We start from the raw sequence: 17004 nt of genomic DNA, 5'->3' as shown, positions 1-17004 counted from the left end.
TCGACGTCCCCGTACGCCGCTTCCGGAAGCGTTCCACCGCGTACGCGACGGCCGCCTCCGCCGACGCCCGGTCGCCGACGTCGCAGCGGACGAGGGCCGCGCCCTCGATCCGGGCCGCGGCCGCCTCGGCCGCCTGAGTGCCGACGTCGGCGATGAGCACCCGGGCGCCCTCGGACGCCAGCCGCCGTGCCGTGGCCTCGCCGATGCCCCGTGCCCCGCCCGTGACCAGTGCGCCGCAGCCCTCGAAACGTGTCATAGGGCCGAACGTACCGCCCGGATCAGCGCCTGGGCACGGGGATCGGCGGTAACGCCCTTGCGCATCCCGTTCGTTGTGTAGCCGAGCGCGATGCCCGACTCGCCGTCGGCGAAGCCGAGGGAGCCGCCGCGGCCGGGGTGGCCGAAGGAGCCGGGGCCGAGCAGCGGCGACGCGGGACCGTGCAGCATGTAGCCGAGTCCGAAGCGGGTGGGCACGACCAGGACCCGGTCGGGTCCGGCGGACTCCTCGGTGCGGGCGAGGGTGAGCGTGGCCGGGGCGAAGAGCCGGGGCCCGCCGTCGACGGCCCCGATGGTCGCGGCGTAGAAACGGGCGAGCGCGCGGGCCGTGGATATCCCGCCGGACGCCGGGAGTTCGGCGGCCCGGTAGGCCGGGTCGTTCTCGTCGGGCAGCGGGTCGATGGCCTCGAAGGCGCGGCGGGTCAGCGAACCGGGGTCGCGGTACGCCTCGGCCACGGCCCGCTTGGGCCGCAGCTTGAGCCCGCCGCCCTCGGCGGTCGGCGGCTCCGTGATCTGCCCGAGCCGCCCCACCCGGTGGGCCTCTTCCGCGGGCAGCCCGATCCACAGATCGAGGCCGAGGGGGCGGGCGATCTCCTCCGCGACCCAGCGGCCCAGGGTGCGTCCGGTGACGCGGCGCACCAGTTCGCCGATGAGCCAGCTGTAGGTCTGCGCGTGGTAGCCGTGTTCGGCGCCGGGCTCCCACGCGGGCGCCTGCGCGGCCAGCGCGGCCGGTCCGCTGACGCCGTCCTGCGCCCGGGCCGGGGTGAGCGGCCGGTCCAGCACCGGCAGTCCGGCGCGGTGGGAGAGCAGGTGGCGTACGAGGACCCGCTCCTTGCCGGCCGCCTTGAACTCGGGCCAGTACGTGCCGACCGGGGCGTCCAGGTCGATCTGGCCGCGCTGGTGGAGCAGCAGGACGACGGCCGCGGCAATGCCCTTGGTGGCCGAGCGGACGACCTGCGCGGTGTCGAGCACCCACGGTTCGTGCCCGTCGACGTCCCGGGCGCCGGCCCACAGGTCGACGACCTTGCGCCCGTCCCGGTAGACGGCGACGGCCGCGCCGCGCTCGCCCCGCTGTTCGAAGTTCCGCGCGAAGGCGTCCGCGACCGCCTCGAAGCCGTCCGCCACCGTGCCCCGGACGTCCACCACGTCTGCTCCTTCGCTGCGATCCATCCCCCCATGGTGCAACGTGGTGCAGACCACCGAGCGCCCGGGGCGGCCGGGGCGGTCAGCTGAGCACGATGGAGACGTCGATGTTGTCGCGGGTGGCGTTGGAGTAGGGGCAGACCTGGTGGGCGGCGCCCACGAGCCGCGAGGCGAGGTCCTGGTCGACGAGCGGCAGCGAGACGTTGAGAGCCACCGCGAGGCCGTAACCGCGCGCCTCGTTGGGGCCGATGCCGACCTTGGCGGCGACGGTCGAGCCGCTGAGGTCGAGGCCGGCGCGGCGGCCGACGAGCACCAGGGCGTTGTGGAAGCAGGCGCTGTAGCCGGCGGCGAAGAGCTGTTCCGGGTTGGTGCCGCGGCCGTCGCCACCGAGGGCGGGCGGCATGGCCACCCGTAGCTCGATCTGCCCGTCGTGGCTGGTCACATAGCCGTCGCGGCCGCCGTGGGCGGTGGCCTCCGCCACGTACATGATCTTGGTCGGGCGGGTGTCCACCGAGTCGTTCGTGTCGACGGCCTGTTCGCTCATGCTGCGTCCCCGAGGTGCGTGCGCCGGCGGATCCGCATCGCGTGGCCCGGCGCGTGGTTTCTTCGCGGAATAACGGAATTTACATCGCGCACAACGTATCGGAGGCCGGACGGCTTTATTACTCCGGGGTAGCCAATTGCTGCTCCGGTGTGGCCTTCGCGGCCGTCTCCGCCAGCCGGTGCAGGTCGGCGCGGAGCCGGACGATCTCCGGCCCCTCCAGACCGGTGCTGACCAGCAGCTGCTCGGGCACCTTCCCGGCCCGCTCCCGCAGCGCCTCCCCCTCGTCCGTGAGCACCAGCCGCACCGAGCGCTCGTCGGCCGCCGAACGCTCCCGCCGCACCAGGCCCGCCGCCTCCAGCCGCTTGAGCAGCGGCGAGACCGTGCCGTAGTCGAGCCGCAGCGCCGAGCCCAGCTCCTTGACCGGGATCTCGCCGCGCTCCCACAGCACGAGCATCGCGAGGTACTGCGGGTAGGTCAGGCCGAGCTCGGCGAGCAGCGGCCGGTAGGCGGCCGTGACCGCCCGCTGCGCCGCGTACAGCGCGAAGCACAGCTGGTCGTCGAGCAGCAGGGACGCTGTCGCCGCCGCCCCGCTCCGGTCCTCATGTCCGCGCTCCATGTTCACGCGCCTATTGTCACGGACCTCGGGTCGAAGCCGAAGGGCAGCTCCAGCCGGTGCGCGCGCATCAGCTCGTCGTCGCCCAGCAGTTCCTGGGTGGGGCCGTCGGCGGCGATCACGCCGTCGCTGAGGATCACCGACCTGGGGCACAGCTCCAGGGCGTACGGCAGGTCGTGCGTGACCATCAGCACGGTGACGTCCAAGGAGCGCAGGATGTCGGCCAGTTCGCGGCGCGAGGCCGGGTCCAGGTTGGACGAGGGCTCGTCGAGCACCAGGATCTCCGGCTCCATCGAGAGCACGGTCGCGACGGCGACCCGGCGGCGCTGCCCGAAGGACAGGTGGTGCGGGGGCCGGTCGGCGAAGGCGGCCATCCCGACGCGCTCCAGCGCGGTCATGACGCGGGCCTCCAGCTCGGCGCCGCGCATCCCGGCCGCCGCCGGGCCGAAGGCCACGTCCTCGCGGACCGACGGCATGAACAGCTGGTCGTCCGGGTCCTGGAAGACGATGCCGACGCGGCGGCGGATCTCCGCGAGGTTCCTGCGGCCGACGGGCAGCCCGGCCACGGCGACGGAGCCGACGCCGCCGGTCAGGATGCCGTTGAGGTGCAGGACGAGCGTGGTCTTGCCCGCGCCGTTGGGGCCGAGGATGGCGACCCGTTCGCCGCGTCCGACGGTCAGGTCGACGCCGAACAGGGCCTGGTGGCCGTCGGGATAGGCGTACGCGAGCCCGCGCACGTCGAGGGAGGGGGGCGGGGTGCCCTCCGGGGAGTCGGTACGGGCAGTCATAGCGTCCATCCCAGCAGACAGACCGCGAGCGCGGTCACGGGCAGTGCGGCGGCGGAGGACCACTGGGCCCGGGTCGCCCGCGTCTCGTCGAGGACCGGCATCGTCCCGGTGTAGCCCCGGCTGACCATCGCGAGGTGCACCCGCTCGCCGCGCTCGTAGGAGCGGATGAACAGCGCGCCGGCGGACTTGGCGAGCACGCCCCAGTGGCGCACGCCGCGCGCCTCGAAGCCGCGCGAGCGGCGGGCGATCGACATCCGGCGCATCTCGTCGGCGATGACGTCGCCGTAGCGGATCATGAAGGAGGCGATCTGGACCAGCAGCGACGGCAGCCGCAGCCGCTGGAGGCCGAGCAGCAGCGAGCGCAGCTCGGTGGTCGAGGCGAGGATCACGGAGGCGGCGACGCCCAGCGTCCCCTTGGCGAGGATGTTCCAGGCGCCCCACAGGCCGGGGACGGAGAGGGAGATCCCCAGCACCTCGGTGTGCTCGCCGGGCACCACGAAGGGCATCAGCAGCGCGAAGGCCACGAACGGGATCTCGATCAGCAGCCGCTTCAGCAGGAAGCCCGCCGGGATGCGCGCCACGGCCGCGACCGCGCCGAGCAGCACCGCGTACAGCCCGAAGGCCCAGACGGCCTCCCGCGGGGTGGAGACGACGACCAGGACGAAGCAGAGGACGGCGAGCAGCTTGCAGTGCGCCGGCAGCGCGTGCACCGGCGAGTGGCCGTGGCGGTAGAGCTTGTGCGCGTGTCCCGCGCCCATGTCGGCGGCCGCCTATCCGACGGAGCTCTGGACGGATTCGGGCCTGGCGTCGTCGCCGCGCCGCCGGCGCACCACGTAGAAGACGCCGCTGCCGGCGGCCACGGTCGCGCCGACGCCGATCACCCCGGCGAGGCCGCCGGAGAGCCGCTCGTCCCCGATGTCCTTGACGCCGTAGTCCGCGAGCGGGGAGTCGGCGGCCGCGTGCTCCTCGGCCGACTTGTCGAAGCCCTTGTCGGAGGCGACCTTCTCCAGGCCGTCGGGGCTGGCGGAGGCGTAGAAGGAGACGAAGCCGGCGAGGGCGAGGCTGGTGACCAGGCCGCCCAGCCACAGCCGGCGCGGTGACCGGGCGGCGGCCGGCACGGGCTCCGCGGCTGGGGGCACCTCCCACGGCCGCCGGGCCGTAGGGGGAGCGTCCACCAGTTCGCCGCCGACGCGGAGCTTGAGCGGCACGGACAGGCCGCGGGCCCCGTACACGAGGTCGGGCCGCACGGCGACGACGGCGCCCACGGTCAGCATGGTGATCACGGCCTCGCCGACGCCGATGAGGACATGGACGCCGACCATCGCGGTGAGGACCGAGCCGACGGGGACCTCGGTGACCCCGCCGACCGCGTAGACGAGGGTGAAGGCGGCGGCCGACGCGGGCACGGAGACCAGCGCGGCGACGAACGACGCGCCGGTCACCGAGCGGCGGGTGCGCGGCAGGACCTTGACCAGACCGCGGAAGAGGCCGTACGCGACGAGCACGGTGACGACGCCCATGACGGTGATGTTGACGCCGAGCGCGGTGAGGCCGCCGTCCGCGAAGAGGATGCCCTGCATCAGCAGCACGACCGCGATGCAGAGCACGCCGGTGAACGGCCCGACGAGGATGGCCGCCAGCGCACCGCCGAGCAGATGCCCGCTGGTGCCGGCGGCGACGGGGAAGTTGAGCATCTGCACGGCGAAGACGAACGCGGCGACCAGGCCCGCGAGCGGCGCCGTACGGTCGGCGCCGGGCAGCGCGGCCGGTGATCCGCCCAGCTCGCGGCGGGCGCCGCGGAGGCTGACGGCGACCGCTCCGGCGGCCACGACCCCGGCGGCCACCGAGACGGGCGCATTGATGAATCCGTCGGGGACATGCATGGAGAGCTCCGCTTCGGACAGACGAACAACTGCTCAATGATAGTGGCCGGCTGCGAACGACTTGCAAGAGCGCATGGTTCACACCTGAGCCGACACCTGAAGACGGAGCACCACTCCCGAAATATGGGACATTAGAGACAAAGAGGATGAAGGTGAGGAGCTTGCCGATGTCGCACGCCGTCAAAGAGCAGGCAAGTGGCCGGATCGTCACCGACGCTCCTCAGCACCGGCCGGTCCGGGTCTTCCTGACGTACGACCCCGCCGAGGACCCCGGAGCCGTCAGCTTCGCCTTCCCCAGCGGCAGGGAGTGGACCTTCCCGCGCGAGCTCCTCGAATCGGGGCTGCGCCAGCCGGCCAGGGACGGCGACATCGGCATCTGGCCGTGCGGCCGGGTCCAGGCGATCATCGAGTTCCACACGTCGGACGGCGTCGCCGTCGTCCAGTTCGACGCGAAGACGCTGATCCGGTTCCTCCGGCACACCTACGCGGTGGCGACCCCGGCGCTCTGAGGCACGCCCCGCACCTGCACAAGGCGGCCGTATCCGCCGGCCCCATGCCCGGCGGATACGGCCGCTGTCCCGTGCCGGTCCCCGTCCCCACGCTGCCGTCACGGACGCCGGGGGCCCGCTCTCCCGATGACGCGGCCGTGCCGCGCCACCGGGGACCCCCGGGGTCTTCGGAATCTCAGACGCGGACCAGTTCGCGGTCCTCGTCCTGGTCGCCCCGGCCCTCCGCGAGCTCCTTGCGGAGCTTCTCGCCCTCCACGTCGACGTCGGGCAGCGCCCGGTCGAGCCAGCGGGGCAGCCACCAGGCCTTGTGGCCCAGCAGCGCGAGCACGGCGGGCACGATCGCCATCCGGACCACGAACGCGTCGAAGAAGACGGCGATCGCGAGACCGAAGCCGATCATCTTGACCATCTGCTCGCTGGACCCGATGAAGCCCGAGAAGACGGCGATCATGATGACGGCGGCGGCGGTGACCACCCGGGCCCCGTGCCGGAAACCGGTGACGATCGCCTCGCCGGGCCGCTCGCCGTGCACGTACGCCTCCCGCATCCGGGTGACCAGGAAGACCTCGTAGTCCATGGCCAGACCGAACACGACGCCCACCATGAAGATCGGCATCATCGACATGATCGGGCCGGTCTGCTCGACTCCGAACAGCGAGCCCAGCCAGCCCCACTGGAAGACGGCCACGACCGCGCCGAGCGCCGCGACGACCGACAGCAGGAAGCCGAGGGCGGCCTTGAGCGGCACCAGGACGGACCGGAAGACCAGCATCAGCAGCAGGAAGGCGAGACCGACGACGAGCGCGAGATAGGGCAGCAGCGCGTCGTTCATCTTCTGCGAGAAGTCGATGTTCATGGCGGTGGCGCCGGTGACGAGCACCTCGTCACCGCTGCGGTCACGGATGTCGTGGACCAGGTCCTCCGTCTCGACCGAGGACGGGCGGTCCTTGGGGATCACCGTGATCATCGCGGCGTCGCCGGCCTTGTTGAGCGTCGGCGGGGTGACGGCGGCGGCGCCGTCGAGGCCCTTGATCACGTCGGCCGTGCGGTCCGCGGCGCTCTTGCCGCCGTCGACGACGACCAGCAGCGGGCCGTTGAAGCCGGGCCCGAAACCGTCGGACAGCAGGTCGTACGCCTTGCGCTCGGTGGCGCTCGTGGGCTTCGCGCCGTCGTCGGGCAGGCCCATCTCCAGCGAGGCGGCGGGCACGGCGATGGCGCCGAGGCCCAGCACACCGACGAGCAGCACGGTCACCGGACGGCGCAGCACGAGGCGCGCCCAGCGGGTTCCGGCGTTGGGCTTGTCCGGGACCGGCTCGCCCTTGCGGACCTTGCGGCCCAGCACCCGCTTGCCCGCGAAGCCGAGCAGCGCCGGGATCAGGGTGAGCGCGATCAGGACGGCGATGACGACGGTGCCGGCCGCGGCGAAGCCCATCTTGGTGAGCATCGGGATGTTGACGACGGCGAGGCCGACCAGCGCGATGACGACGGTCAGACCGGCGAAGACGACCGCGGAGCCGGCGGTGCCGACGGCCCGCCCGGCGGCCTCCTCGTGCTCCCGGCCCTCCGCGAGTTCGGCGCGGTAGCGGGAGACGATGAAGAGCGCGTAGTCGATGCCGACGGCGAGGCCGATCATCATCGCGAGGGTCGAGGTGGTGGAGCCGAGGTCGAGGACGTTCGCCAGCGCGGTGATCGTGGAGATGCCGATGCCGACACCGATGATCGCGGTGAGCAGCGGCAGCCCGGCGGCGACCAGCGAACCGAAGGTGATCACCAGGACGATGCCCGCGACGACCACGCCGATGACCTCGCCGAGGCCCTGCTCCGGCATCGTCTGCAGCGCGTCACCGCCGATCTCGACCGTCAGTCCCGCGTCGCGCGCCCCGGCACCCGTCTCCTTGAGCGCCTCGCGCGTCTCATCGGTCACCTCCATCGCGCTGACCTTGTACGTGACCGAGATGTACGCGGTGGAGCCGTCCTGCGAGACGGCCCGCACGGCGTACGGGTCGGTGACGGAGGCGACCTGGCCGGAGCCGCCCTTCAGCTCGGAGACGGCCTTCTCCACCTCGGCCTTGTGGCCCGCGTCGGTCATCTTCTCGCCGTCGGGGGCCTTGAAGACGACCCGGGCGGTGGCGCCGTCGGCGCTGCCTCCCGGGAAGCGCTCCTCGAGCAGGTCGAAGGCCTTCTGGGCCTCCGTCCCCGGGATGGAGAAGGACGAGGAGGTGGCGGTGGGGGCGGTGGCCGCACCGACCCCGGCTATCGCGAGCAGCGCCACCCACAGCAGGGCGACGAGGCGGCGTCGCCTGAAGGCGGACCGTCCGAGTTTGTAGAGAAACGTGGCCACGAGGGCTACTCCCGTTTATGAGGGTGTACAGGGCATGGGGAGCCGGCCCGACGACGAGAGCGGCGCGCGTCAGGTGGTGCGGTGGTGCTGCGGGGAGCGGGCGACCCGGGGAGGTCAGACGCCGAGGGCGGGGAGGACCACGGCGTCGAGATAGTCGGTGAGGAAGGCTTGGTCGGGGGTGCGGTCCTCGATCAGATGCCGGACGACGAACGCGCCGACCAGCATGTGCGGCACGTAACCCAGCGCCGGGTTGTCCGCACTGATCTCGCCCCGGTCCACGGCCCGCCGCAGCAGCGCGTCGAGTCCGGTCATCTCCGGCTCGATCAGCAGCTCGCGCAGGGCCGTGTGGAGATCCGGATGGGCGTGGATCGCCTGGGCCAGACCCCGCATCAGCGCGGAGTCCTTCTCCATCTGGCAGTCGTCGGTCCGTCCGACCATGGCGTGGAAGTCACCGCGCAGGGTGCCGGTGTCGATGTCACCGACCTGCACGGGCTTGCTGTGCTTGAGCGCCGTCGCGACCAGCTCGGGTTTGCTCTTCCACTGGCGGTAGAGCGTGGCCTTGCTGGAGCGTGTGCGGGCGGCCACGGCGTCCATGGTCAGGGCGTCGTAACCGACCTCGCGGAGCAGGTCGAGCACTGCTTCGTACAGCTGCGCCTCGCGCTCCGGGGTGAGCCGGCTGCGGGTCATGCCGGCCTCCCGGGTCGCAGTCGATCGAACGAAACTGTTTCGTACACAACGAGGCTACCCCTCCCCCTCGGCGAAACGAAACCGTTTCGCTTGTGGCCTCGGTCACGGCACGGCGCGGGGCGGCCCCGTTCGGCATCCGGCGGGGATTCACCCGGGCCCACGAGTTGCCGCACCCCCACCGCGCGGAAAGCATTGGGGGGTGAGTGACGACGTCGCGTATCTCCGTTTCCCGCATCTGCACGACGACTTGCTGTGCTTCGCCGCCGAGGACGACCTGTGGGTCGCACCGCTGGCGCCGGAGGGGCACCGGCCCGGCCGGGCGTGGCGGCTGACCGTGGACCGCACCAGAGTCGGCCACCCGCGCTTCTCCCCGGACGGCCGCCACATCGCGTACACGAACTGGCGCAGCCTCGACCCGGAGATCCATCTGGCGCCCGTCGAGGGCGGACCGGCGCGCCGGCTCAGCTATTGGGGCTCCACCGACACCCGGGTCTGCGGCTGGACGCCCGACGGCCGGATCCTCGCGGTCTCCTCGCACGGCCAGCCGTTCTCCTACTTCTCCTGGGCCTACAGCGTCCCGACCGACGGCTCCCCCGGCGGCCGGCTCCCCTGGGGACCGGTCTCCGACATCGCCGTCACCGACGAGTCGGAGGGCCCCTCCCACGCCGGCGGCACGGGCTGCGAGCGGCGCACCCTGCTGCTCACCGGCAAGCCGCCGCACGAGCCCGCCGCCTGGAAGCGCTACCGCGGCGGGGCGATGGGCCGGCTGTGGCTGCACGGCGAACGGCTGCTCCCCGATCTGAACGGCCACCTCGACTGCCCGATGTTCATCCGCGGCGACGGCTCCGCCCGGTGGTCCGAGCACGACGGACGGATCGCCTTCCTCTCCGACCACGAGGGCGTCGCCAACCTCTACTCCTGTCGCCCCGACGGCACCGACCTGCGCCGCCACACCGACCACGACGCCTTCTACGCCCGGCACGCGTCGAGCGACGGCCGCCGGGTCGTCTACCAGTGCGCCGGCGACCTGTGGATCGTCGAGGACATGGCCTCGACGGACTCGGTGCCGCGCAAGCTGGAGGTACGGCTCGGCGGCCCGCGCGCCGGACGCCGTGCGTACCAGGTGCCGGCCGCCGGCAACGTGAACGCGATCTCGGTCGACGAGACCGGACGGGCCAGCGCCGTCAACGTACGCGGCAGCCTGTACTGGCTCACCCACCGCGACGGTCCCGCCCGGACCATCGCCGACACCCCCGGCGTCCGGGTACGGCTGCCGAAGATGCTGGGCAGCGGCGGCCAGGTCGCCTATGTGACCGACGCGGACGGCGAGGACGCGATCGAGATCGCCTCCCTGCCGCGCGCGACCGGACCGCGCGAACCGCGCCGGCTGGCCTCGGGCAGGCTCGGGCGGGTGCTGGAGATGGTCGCCGACGAGGACGGCGAACGGATCGCCGTCGCGTCGCACGACGGCCGGCTGCTGCTGGTCGACACCGCGGAGGCGGTGGACACGCCCGCGGGGGCCACGATGTGGCAGGAGCCCGAGGCGGCGGGGACCGAGGAGCCCGAGGAGTCCGCTGCGCCGTCGGCCGATGTCACCGAGCTGGTCCGCTCCGGGAACGGGCCCGTGCGCGACCTCGCCTTCTCGCCCGACGGGACCTGGCTGACGTGGTCCCAGCCCGGCATCGGACGCTCGCTGCGGCAGATCCGGATGGCCAGGATCTCCGACCGTACGATCGTGGACGTCACCGACGGCCGTTTCGAGGACGAGAACCCGGTCTTCACCAGCGACGGCCGCTATCTCGCCTTTCTCTCCTGGCGCGGCTTCGACCCCGTGTACGACGTGCACACCGGCGACCTGTCCTTCCCGCTCGGCTGCCGCCCCTATCTGGTGCCGCTGTCCTCCGCGACCCCCTCGCCGTTCGCGCTCACGCCGGAGGGCCGCCCCGCCGCCGGCGGTCTCGACCCGCTGGCGGAGTCCCCCGACAGCACGGTCCTCGTGGAGACGGAGGGTCTGGCGAGCCGGGTGACGCCGTTCCCGGTCGCCGCGTCCAAGTACTCGGCGCTGCACCCGGTCGCCGGCGGCGGACTCGTCTGGCTGCGCTGGCCCATCTCCGGCGCCCTGGGCGAGACGTTCGTCAACCCGGCCGACACCTCCGGCCGGCCGACGCTGGAGCACTTCGACATCTCCAAGGCGCGCAGGACCGAACTGGTCGGCCATCTCGACTGGTTCGCGGTCAGCGGCGACGGCACCCGGCTCGTCGTCGTCGACGAGGGCGACCTGCGCGCCGTGCCCGCCACGGAGTCGGGCGACAGCGACACCACCGTCTTCCTCGACATGCGCCGCATCCTGCACGAGGTGGACCCGGTCTCCGAATGGCGGCAGGCGTACGGGGAGGCCGGCCGCATCATCCGGGACCACTTCTGGGAACCGGACATGTGCGGCATCGACTGGGCCGGGGTGCTGGAGCAGTACCGCCCGCTGGTCGAACGGGTCGCCTCCCCCGACGAGTTCGCCGACCTGATGCGCGAGGTCCTCGGCGAACTGGGCACCTCCCACGCGTACGTCACCGGGGCGCGCCGCAACGAGGGGCCGCCGCACTACCAGCGGGCCATCGGGCTGCTCGGCGCCAACCTGGTGTGCCGGGACGGGGAATGGGTGGTCAAACGCATCCTCCCGGGGGAGTCCTCCGACTCCAGGGCCCGCTCCCCGCTGGCCGGCACGGGCATCAGGGAGGGCGCCGTCCTCACCCACGTGGACGGCCGCCCGGTCGACCCGGTGCGGGGGCCGTACCCGATGCTCGCCGCGGCGGGCGGTACGACGGTCGAGCTGACGTTCCTGCCCGCACCGGGGGAGGGCCGCCCGCGCCGGGTCGCCGTCGTCCCGCTGATCGACGAGCGCCCGCTGCGCTACCAGGACTGGGTCGCCAAACGGCGGGCCGTCGTACGGGAGGCGAGCGACGGCAAGTGCGGCTATCTGCACATCCCCGACATGGGCGGCTCCGGCTGGGCGCAGTTCAACCGCGATCTGCGCATGGAGGTCTCGCGGCCCGCGCTCATCGTGGACGTGCGCGGCAACGCGGGCGGCCACATCAGCGAACTGGTCATCGAGACGCTCACCCGCAAGATCCTGGGCTGGGACCTGACGCGCAACGCGGAGCCCGTCTCCTACACCTCCAACGCCCCGCGCGGGCCGGTCGTCGCGATCGCCGACGAGGCGACCTCGTCGGACGGGGACATGATCACGGCGGCGTTCAAGCTGCTGGGGCTCGGGCCTGTCGTGGGCTCCCGCACCTGGGGCGGCGTGGTCGGCATGACGGGCCGCCACCGCCTGGGCGACGGCACGGTGATCACGGTCCCGATGAACGCGGCCTGGTTCGACGCGTACGGCTGGTCGATCGAGAACCACGGCGTGGAACCGGACCTGGACGCGCTGCGCACCCCGCTGGACTGGGCCGAGGGACGTCATGTGGGGCTCGACGACGCGATCCGGCTGGCGCTGGACATGCTGAAGGCGGCGCCGGCCGCCGTGCCGCCGGACTACTCGGGCGCCCCCGACCTGCGTCGGCCCCCGCTGCCGCCCCGCTGACCGGACGCCGCCCGTTTCCGGGTGCGCGGTCCGTTTCCGGGTGCGCGGTCCGTTTCAGGGTGCGCGGTCCGTTTCAGGGTGCGCGGTCCGTTTCCGGTACGGCTCAGAGCTGGGGAGGTCTGCGCAGACGGCGGTCCATCGCCATGGACAGCTCCGCGTCGACGACGCTCTTCGCGAGCGGGCGCAGCTTCTCCAGCTGGTCGTCGGCGCTGTGCTCGGACAGGACGTCGATGAACAGTTCGGCCAGGGCCTCCGCGTGCACCCGCACCTGGCGGCCCGCCTCCAGCACGGCCGCGAGCGGGACGCCCTGGCGGACCAGCGCGGCCGAGACGTCCAGCAGACGGCGGCTGATGTGGACGATCTCGTCGCCGTCGGTCGCGAGATAGCCGAGTTCGAGCGCGGCGGCCAGATTCTCGGCGGTGACCTCGCCCTCGAAGTAGTCGGCGAGCGCCTCGGGGGTGAGCCGGACCGGGGTCTCCTCGGTCGGTTCGCCGAGGCCCAGGACCTCGCCGACGTCCCGGCCGGTCTCGAAGGCGGTGGCCAGGTCGGCGATGCCGTTGAGGGTGTGGCCGCGCTCCAGCAGGGCGGCGATCGTCCGCAGCCTGGCCAGGTGGTGCTCGTCGTACCAGGCGATCCTGCCCTCCCGGCGCGGCGGCGGTATCAGCCCGCGCTCCCGGTAGAAGCGCAGGGTGCGCACCGTGATCCCGGCCTCCTTGGCCAATTCCTCCATGCGGTACTCGCGCGCTTCCGTCACAGCAGAAGCCTATGTTGTACCGCCGGTAACTTGTCGCGCCCAACCCCTACCGCTCAGTAGGCCGCTGCGCTACCTTCCCAACCATGCCAGTGATTGCTGGCAGTGTTTTTGGGTTCGGCAAGGACGTTCCAGCGGGAGGCGGCGGCATGGGCCAGCAGCAGCACGAACACGTACGGGTGGCGGTGATCGGATCCGGCTTCGGCGGCCTCGGGGCAGCCGTCCGGCTGCGCCGCGAGGGAATCACCGACTTCGTCGTCCTCGAACGCGCGGCCTCGGTCGGCGGCACCTGGCGGGACAACAGCTACCCGGGCTGCGCCTGTGACGTGCCCTCGCATCTGTACTCGTTCTCCTTCGCGCCCAACCCCGACTGGCCCCGCACCTTCTCCGGCCAGGAGCACATCCGCGCGTATCTGGAGCATGTGACGGACACCTTCCGGCTCCGCCCGCATCTGCGCCTCGAGCACGAAGTGCTGAAGATGTACTGGGACCCGGAGAAGCTCCGCTGGGAGATCGAGACCTCCCGGGGCACGCTGTCGGCCGATGTCGTCGTCTCCGCGACCGGACCGCTGTCCGACCCGAAGATGCCCGACGTGCCCGGCCTCGCCGACTTCCCCGGCAAGGTCTTCCACTCGGCGCGCTGGGACCACGACTACGACCTGACCGGCAAGCGCGTCGCGATGATCGGGACCGGCGCGTCCGCGATCCAGATCGTGCCCTCGATCCAGCCCAAGGTCGACAGCCTCACCCTCTTCCAGCGCACGCCCCCGTGGGTCATGCCGCGGATGGACCGGAAGATCTCCGGGGCGGAGCGCTGGCTGCACCGGCAACTGCCGTTCACCGGCGCCGCCCGGCGCGGACTGCTGTGGGGCATCAGGGAACTCCAGGTCCAGGCGTTCACCAAGCGGCCGAACGAGCTGGGCCTCGTCGAGCAGCTGGCCAAGGCCAACATGCGCAAGGCGATCAAGGACCCGGAGCTGCGGGCCAAGCTGACGCCCTCGTACCGCATCGGCTGCAAGCGCATCCTGCTCTCCAGCACCTACTACCCGGCGCTCGCGCAGCCCAATGTGGACGTCGTCGCCTCCGGGCTCAAGGAGGTGCGCGGCTCGACCCTGGTCGCCGCGGACGGCACCGAGACCGAGGTCGACGCGATCATCTTCGGCACCGGTTTCCACGTCACCGACATGCCGATCGCCGAACGGGTCGTCGGCGCGGAGGGGATCACGCTCGCCGAGGCGTGGAAGGACGGCATGGAGTCGCTGCGCGGCGCGACCGCGGCCGGCTTCCCGAACTGGATGACGATCATCGGCCCGAACACCGGGCTCGGGAACTCCTCCATGATCCTGATGATCGAGTCGCAGCTGAACTACCTGGCCGACTACCTGCGGCAGTTGAACCTCCTCGGCGAGGGCTCGGCGCTCGCGGCCCGCCCGTCCTCCGTCCACGCCTGGAACCGCCGCGTGCAGGAGCGGATGAAGCGGACCGTGTGGAACACCGGCGGCTGCACCAGCTGGTACCTGGACGCGAGCGGCCGCAACACCACGATCTGGCCCGGCACCACCACCGAGTTCCGCAGCGCGACCCGGCATGTGGACCTCGCCGAGTACGAGGTGATCAGGGCCGCCGCGGGCGGGAAACCGGTCGCGGCGGGCGGGGCGAAGGCCACGAGCGGTACGAAGGACGCGGAGGCCGTCGCATGAGCCGGCTTCTGCGCCGCGGCAACCCCGCCCCCGTCCCCGACCGCGTGCTGACCGCCGTCTCCGCCGACGGATCACGCATCCATGTCGAGGTGCACGGCCCCGACGGAGGCACCTCCCGGGCCGAAGGCTCCGGCGGAGCGCCCACCGTCGTCCTGGCCCACGGCTGGACCTGCTCCACCCTCTTCTGGGCCGCGCAGATACGGGACCTGGCGGCGGACCACCGCGTCGTCGTCTACGACCAGCGCGGCCACGGCCGCACACCGGCCGGGCCCGTCGGCACCGACCGCCTCGCCGACGACCTGGAGGCCGTGCTCGCCGCCGTCCTGGCGCCGGGTGAGAAGGCCGTGCTCGCCGGCCACTCCATGGGCGGCATGACGATGATGGCCGCGTCCGGGCGTCCCGGCTTCCGCGAGCACGCGGCCGCCGTGCTGCTGTGCAGCACGGGCAGCGCACGGCTCGTCGACGAGTCACTGGTGCTGCCGATGCGGCCCGGGCGGCTGCGGACCCGGCTCACGCATCTGATCCTCGGCGCCCGCCTCCCGCTCGGCCCGGTCACGCCTGTCTCCCGGCGCATCCTCAAGTACGCCACCATGGGCCCCGGTTCGGCGCCGGAACGGGTCGACGAGTGCGCCCGTATCGTCCACGCCTGCCCGCGCGCCGCGCGGGTCGCCTGGTCGCGCGTCCTCGGTGAACTCGACCTGGACCAGGGGGTGCGGGGACTGGACGTCCCCGCGGTCGTCGTCGCCGGCACGGCCGACCGGCTCACGCCGTTCGTGCACGCCGAACGGCTGGCCGCCGCCCTCCCCCAGTGCCTCGAACTGGTGAAGCTCGCCGGGACGGGCCACATGACACCGGTGGAGGCCCCGGAGACCGTCACCGCCAAGATCCGTGAGCTGGTCCGTACATACCTGGACGTGAAGGAGGAGGCCGCATGAGCAAGGTGAGCCTGGAGGGACAGGTCGCGGTCGTCACCGGCGCGGCGCGGGGCGTCGGCGAGCTGCTGGCGCGCAAACTCTCCGCGCGCGGCGCGAAGGTGGCGCTGGTCGGCCTCGAGCCCGACGAGTTGAAGAAGGTCGCGGCCCGGCTGCACACCGAGGCCGACCACTGGCACGCGGACGTCACCGACCACGAGGCGATGGCGCGGGTGGCACAGGAGGTCAAGGAGCGCTTCGGCAAGGTCGACATCGTCGTCGCCAACGCGGGCGTGGCGTCCGGCGGTCCGTTCCTGCACTCCGACCCGGACTCCTGGCGGCGCGTCATCGAGGTGAATCTGATCGGAAGTGCCGTGACGGCGCGGGCGTTTCTGCCCGTGCTGATGGAGAGCCGGGGCTACCTCCTCCAGATCGCGTCCCTCGCCGCGATCACCCCCGCCCCGATGATGTCGGCGTACTGCGCGTCCAAGTCGGGCGTGGAGGCGTTCGCGCACAGCCTGCGGGCGGAGGTCGGCCACCGGGGCGTCCGGGTCGGCGTCGGCTATCTCTCCTGGACCGACACCGACATGGTGCGCGGCGCCGACCAGGACGACGTGATGCGGGAACTGCGCCAGCGGCTGCCCTGGCCGTCGAACCGCACGTACCCGCTGGGCCCGGCGGTGGACCGGATCGTGGCAGGCATCGAGCGGCGTTCCGCGCATGTGTACGGACAGTGGTGGCTGCGCGGGATGCAGTCGATCCGCGGCTACCTGCCGGCGCTCATCGGGACGGTGGGACAGCGCGAGATGCGTCGCTTCGAGCCTCGCCTCGGGTCCGTCTCGACCGGGCTCGTGGGGGCCGGCGGGGCCGCTGACGAGGCCGTACGCACCCAGAGCCACTGAGCGTCACTGATCGAAATGCGCGGTGTGCGGGTGCGTGCCAGGCTGGTCGCAGCCCCGGGGGCGTGATCGCCCCCGACCCCCCACACACTTCAAGGAGTGACCTTCCATGGGCATCTCGGACCAGTTCAAGGACAAGGCCAACGAGCTCGCGGACCAGGCGAAGCAGAAGTCCGGCAAGGGCGACCCGTCGCAGCGCGCACGCCGCGCCAAGGACGAGGTCTCCGAGCGGATGCAGGACCGCGAGCAGCAGCAGGGCGGCCGGTCCAAGGAGTCCATGCGGGAGCGCGGCGAGAGCGCGATGCGTGAGCGCCGCGACAGGCTCGAGGACTACGAAGCCTGACGAGGCGGCGCAGGCCGCCGGCCTACGTACGAA

General features: G+C 72.4%; 15 protein-coding genes and 1 pseudogene. 6 read left to right on the top strand and 10 right to left on the bottom strand.

What is annotated here, in order from left to right; genetic code table 11:
- Positions 1-25: 25 nt before the first annotated feature.
- From ACFYOP_RS07675 to ACFYOP_RS07645, 7 genes and pseudogenes are all read right to left on the bottom strand, one after another.
- A pseudogene (locus ACFYOP_RS07675) lies at positions 26-256 on the bottom strand (SDR family NAD(P)-dependent oxidoreductase); the annotation flags it as partial.
- Positions 253-1443: a serine hydrolase domain-containing protein gene (locus ACFYOP_RS07670; RefSeq protein ID WP_356896453.1), complete on the bottom strand. Its 1191-nt coding sequence runs from the start codon at positions 1441-1443 to the stop codon at positions 253-255. The pseudogene ACFYOP_RS07675 and the gene ACFYOP_RS07670, both read right to left, overlap by 4 nt.
- Positions 1444-1498: 55 nt before the next feature.
- A complete protein-coding gene (locus ACFYOP_RS07665; protein WP_356896452.1) occupies positions 1499-1960 on the bottom strand; it encodes an organic hydroperoxide resistance protein in 462 nt (153 codons plus the stop codon).
- Positions 1961-2078: 118 nt separating this feature from the next.
- Positions 2079-2576 carry a MarR family transcriptional regulator gene (locus tag ACFYOP_RS07660; protein WP_356896535.1) on the bottom strand — a complete coding sequence of 166 codons (498 nt, stop codon included), beginning with the start codon at positions 2574-2576 and terminating at the stop codon, positions 2079-2081.
- A 2-nt stretch (positions 2577-2578) separates the two neighbouring features.
- Positions 2579-3361: an ABC transporter ATP-binding protein gene (locus ACFYOP_RS07655; protein ID WP_356896450.1), complete on the bottom strand. Its 783-nt coding sequence runs from the start codon at positions 3359-3361 to the stop codon at positions 2579-2581.
- On the bottom strand, positions 3358-4119 hold the full coding sequence (gene cbiQ, locus ACFYOP_RS07650) for a cobalt ECF transporter T component CbiQ (RefSeq protein WP_356896448.1): 762 nt from the start codon (positions 4117-4119) through the stop codon (positions 3358-3360). The genes ACFYOP_RS07655 and cbiQ overlap by 4 nt, the downstream gene beginning before the upstream one ends.
- A gap of 12 nt (positions 4120-4131) precedes the next feature.
- Positions 4132-5244 carry an energy-coupling factor ABC transporter permease gene (locus ACFYOP_RS07645; RefSeq protein WP_356896446.1) on the bottom strand — a complete coding sequence of 371 codons (1113 nt, stop codon included), beginning with the start codon at positions 5242-5244 and terminating at the stop codon, positions 4132-4134.
- Positions 5245-5411: 167 nt separating this feature from the next.
- On the opposite strand from ACFYOP_RS07645, the gene ACFYOP_RS07640 reads away from it, so the two are divergent.
- On the top strand, positions 5412-5753 hold the full coding sequence (locus ACFYOP_RS07640; RefSeq protein WP_356896444.1) for an SsgA family sporulation/cell division regulator: 342 nt from the start codon (positions 5412-5414) through the stop codon (positions 5751-5753).
- Positions 5754-5928: 175 nt separating this feature from the next.
- Here the strand turns inward: ACFYOP_RS07640 and ACFYOP_RS07635 are convergent, their stop codons facing one another.
- On the bottom strand, positions 5929-8094 hold the full coding sequence (locus tag ACFYOP_RS07635; RefSeq protein WP_356896442.1) for an MMPL family transporter: 2166 nt from the start codon (positions 8092-8094) through the stop codon (positions 5929-5931).
- 114 nt (positions 8095-8208) lie between these two features.
- Entirely contained in the window at positions 8209-8781 is a 573-nt protein-coding gene (locus tag ACFYOP_RS07630) for a TetR/AcrR family transcriptional regulator (RefSeq protein ID WP_356896440.1), read from the bottom strand.
- A 199-nt stretch (positions 8782-8980) separates the two neighbouring features.
- Here ACFYOP_RS07630 and ACFYOP_RS07625 point away from each other — a divergent pair, with 199 nt between their 5' ends.
- Complete coding sequence (locus ACFYOP_RS07625; protein WP_356896438.1) at positions 8981-12367, top strand: S41 family peptidase; 3387 nt, start codon at positions 8981-8983, stop codon at positions 12365-12367.
- Positions 12368-12470: 103 nt separating this feature from the next.
- Here ACFYOP_RS07625 and ACFYOP_RS07620 read toward each other — a convergent pair whose 3' ends face one another.
- Entirely contained in the window at positions 12471-13097 is a 627-nt protein-coding gene (locus tag ACFYOP_RS07620) for a MerR family transcriptional regulator (RefSeq protein ID WP_356896533.1), read from the bottom strand.
- Between the two features lie 170 nt (positions 13098-13267).
- Here ACFYOP_RS07620 and ACFYOP_RS07615 point away from each other — a divergent pair, with 170 nt between their 5' ends.
- From ACFYOP_RS07615 to ACFYOP_RS07600, 4 genes are all read left to right on the top strand, one after another.
- Positions 13268-14818 carry an NAD(P)/FAD-dependent oxidoreductase gene (locus ACFYOP_RS07615; RefSeq protein WP_356896531.1) on the top strand — a complete coding sequence of 517 codons (1551 nt, stop codon included), beginning with the start codon at positions 13268-13270 and terminating at the stop codon, positions 14816-14818.
- Entirely contained in the window at positions 14815-15753 is a 939-nt protein-coding gene (locus ACFYOP_RS07610) for an alpha/beta hydrolase (RefSeq protein ID WP_356896436.1), read from the top strand. The genes ACFYOP_RS07615 and ACFYOP_RS07610 overlap by 4 nt, the downstream gene beginning before the upstream one ends.
- Positions 15750-16631, top strand: coding sequence for an SDR family oxidoreductase (locus tag ACFYOP_RS07605; protein ID WP_356896434.1), 882 nt, complete (start codon positions 15750-15752; stop codon positions 16629-16631). Before ACFYOP_RS07610 ends, ACFYOP_RS07605 begins: the two co-directional genes overlap by 4 nt.
- A 106-nt stretch (positions 16632-16737) precedes the next feature.
- Positions 16738-16971: a hypothetical protein gene (locus tag ACFYOP_RS07600; protein ID WP_356896432.1), complete on the top strand. Its 234-nt coding sequence runs from the start codon at positions 16738-16740 to the stop codon at positions 16969-16971.
- Positions 16972-17004 lie beyond the last annotated feature (33 nt).

The organism is Streptomyces sp. NPDC006294, assembly GCF_042870895.1.
GTDB lineage: Bacteria > Actinomycetota > Actinomycetes > Streptomycetales > Streptomycetaceae > Streptomyces.
This window is presented reverse-complemented; position numbering and strand designations above follow the sequence as displayed.

What these genes read in the sequence shown, in the direction of transcription:
- ACFYOP_RS07645 (WP_356896446.1), bottom strand. Translation starts at nt 5,244, where the DNA reads ATGCATGTCCCCGACGGATTCATCAATGCGCCCGTCTCGGTGGCCGCC.
- ACFYOP_RS07605 (WP_356896434.1), top strand. Translation starts at nt 15,750, where the DNA reads ATGAGCAAGGTGAGCCTGGAGGGACAGGTCGCGGTCGTCACCGGCGCG.
- ACFYOP_RS07640 (WP_356896444.1), top strand. Translation starts at nt 5,412, where the DNA reads ATGTCGCACGCCGTCAAAGAGCAGGCAAGTGGCCGGATCGTCACCGAC.
- cbiQ (WP_356896448.1), bottom strand. Translation starts at nt 4,119, where the DNA reads ATGGGCGCGGGACACGCGCACAAGCTCTACCGCCACGGCCACTCGCCG.
- ACFYOP_RS07615 (WP_356896531.1), top strand. Translation starts at nt 13,268, where the DNA reads ATGGGCCAGCAGCAGCACGAACACGTACGGGTGGCGGTGATCGGATCC.
- ACFYOP_RS07600 (WP_356896432.1), top strand. Translation starts at nt 16,738, where the DNA reads ATGGGCATCTCGGACCAGTTCAAGGACAAGGCCAACGAGCTCGCGGAC.
- ACFYOP_RS07665 (WP_356896452.1), bottom strand. Translation starts at nt 1,960, where the DNA reads ATGAGCGAACAGGCCGTCGACACGAACGACTCGGTGGACACCCGCCCG.
- ACFYOP_RS07655 (WP_356896450.1), bottom strand. Translation starts at nt 3,361, where the DNA reads ATGACTGCCCGTACCGACTCCCCGGAGGGCACCCCGCCCCCCTCCCTC.
- ACFYOP_RS07670 (WP_356896453.1), bottom strand. Translation starts at nt 1,443, where the DNA reads ATGGATCGCAGCGAAGGAGCAGACGTGGTGGACGTCCGGGGCACGGTG.
- ACFYOP_RS07610 (WP_356896436.1), top strand. Translation starts at nt 14,815, where the DNA reads ATGAGCCGGCTTCTGCGCCGCGGCAACCCCGCCCCCGTCCCCGACCGC.
- ACFYOP_RS07620 (WP_356896533.1), bottom strand. Translation starts at nt 13,097, where the DNA reads ATGGAGGAATTGGCCAAGGAGGCCGGGATCACGGTGCGCACCCTGCGC.
- ACFYOP_RS07660 (WP_356896535.1), bottom strand. Translation starts at nt 2,576, where the DNA reads ATGGAGCGCGGACATGAGGACCGGAGCGGGGCGGCGGCGACAGCGTCC.
- ACFYOP_RS07630 (WP_356896440.1), bottom strand. Translation starts at nt 8,781, where the DNA reads ATGACCCGCAGCCGGCTCACCCCGGAGCGCGAGGCGCAGCTGTACGAA.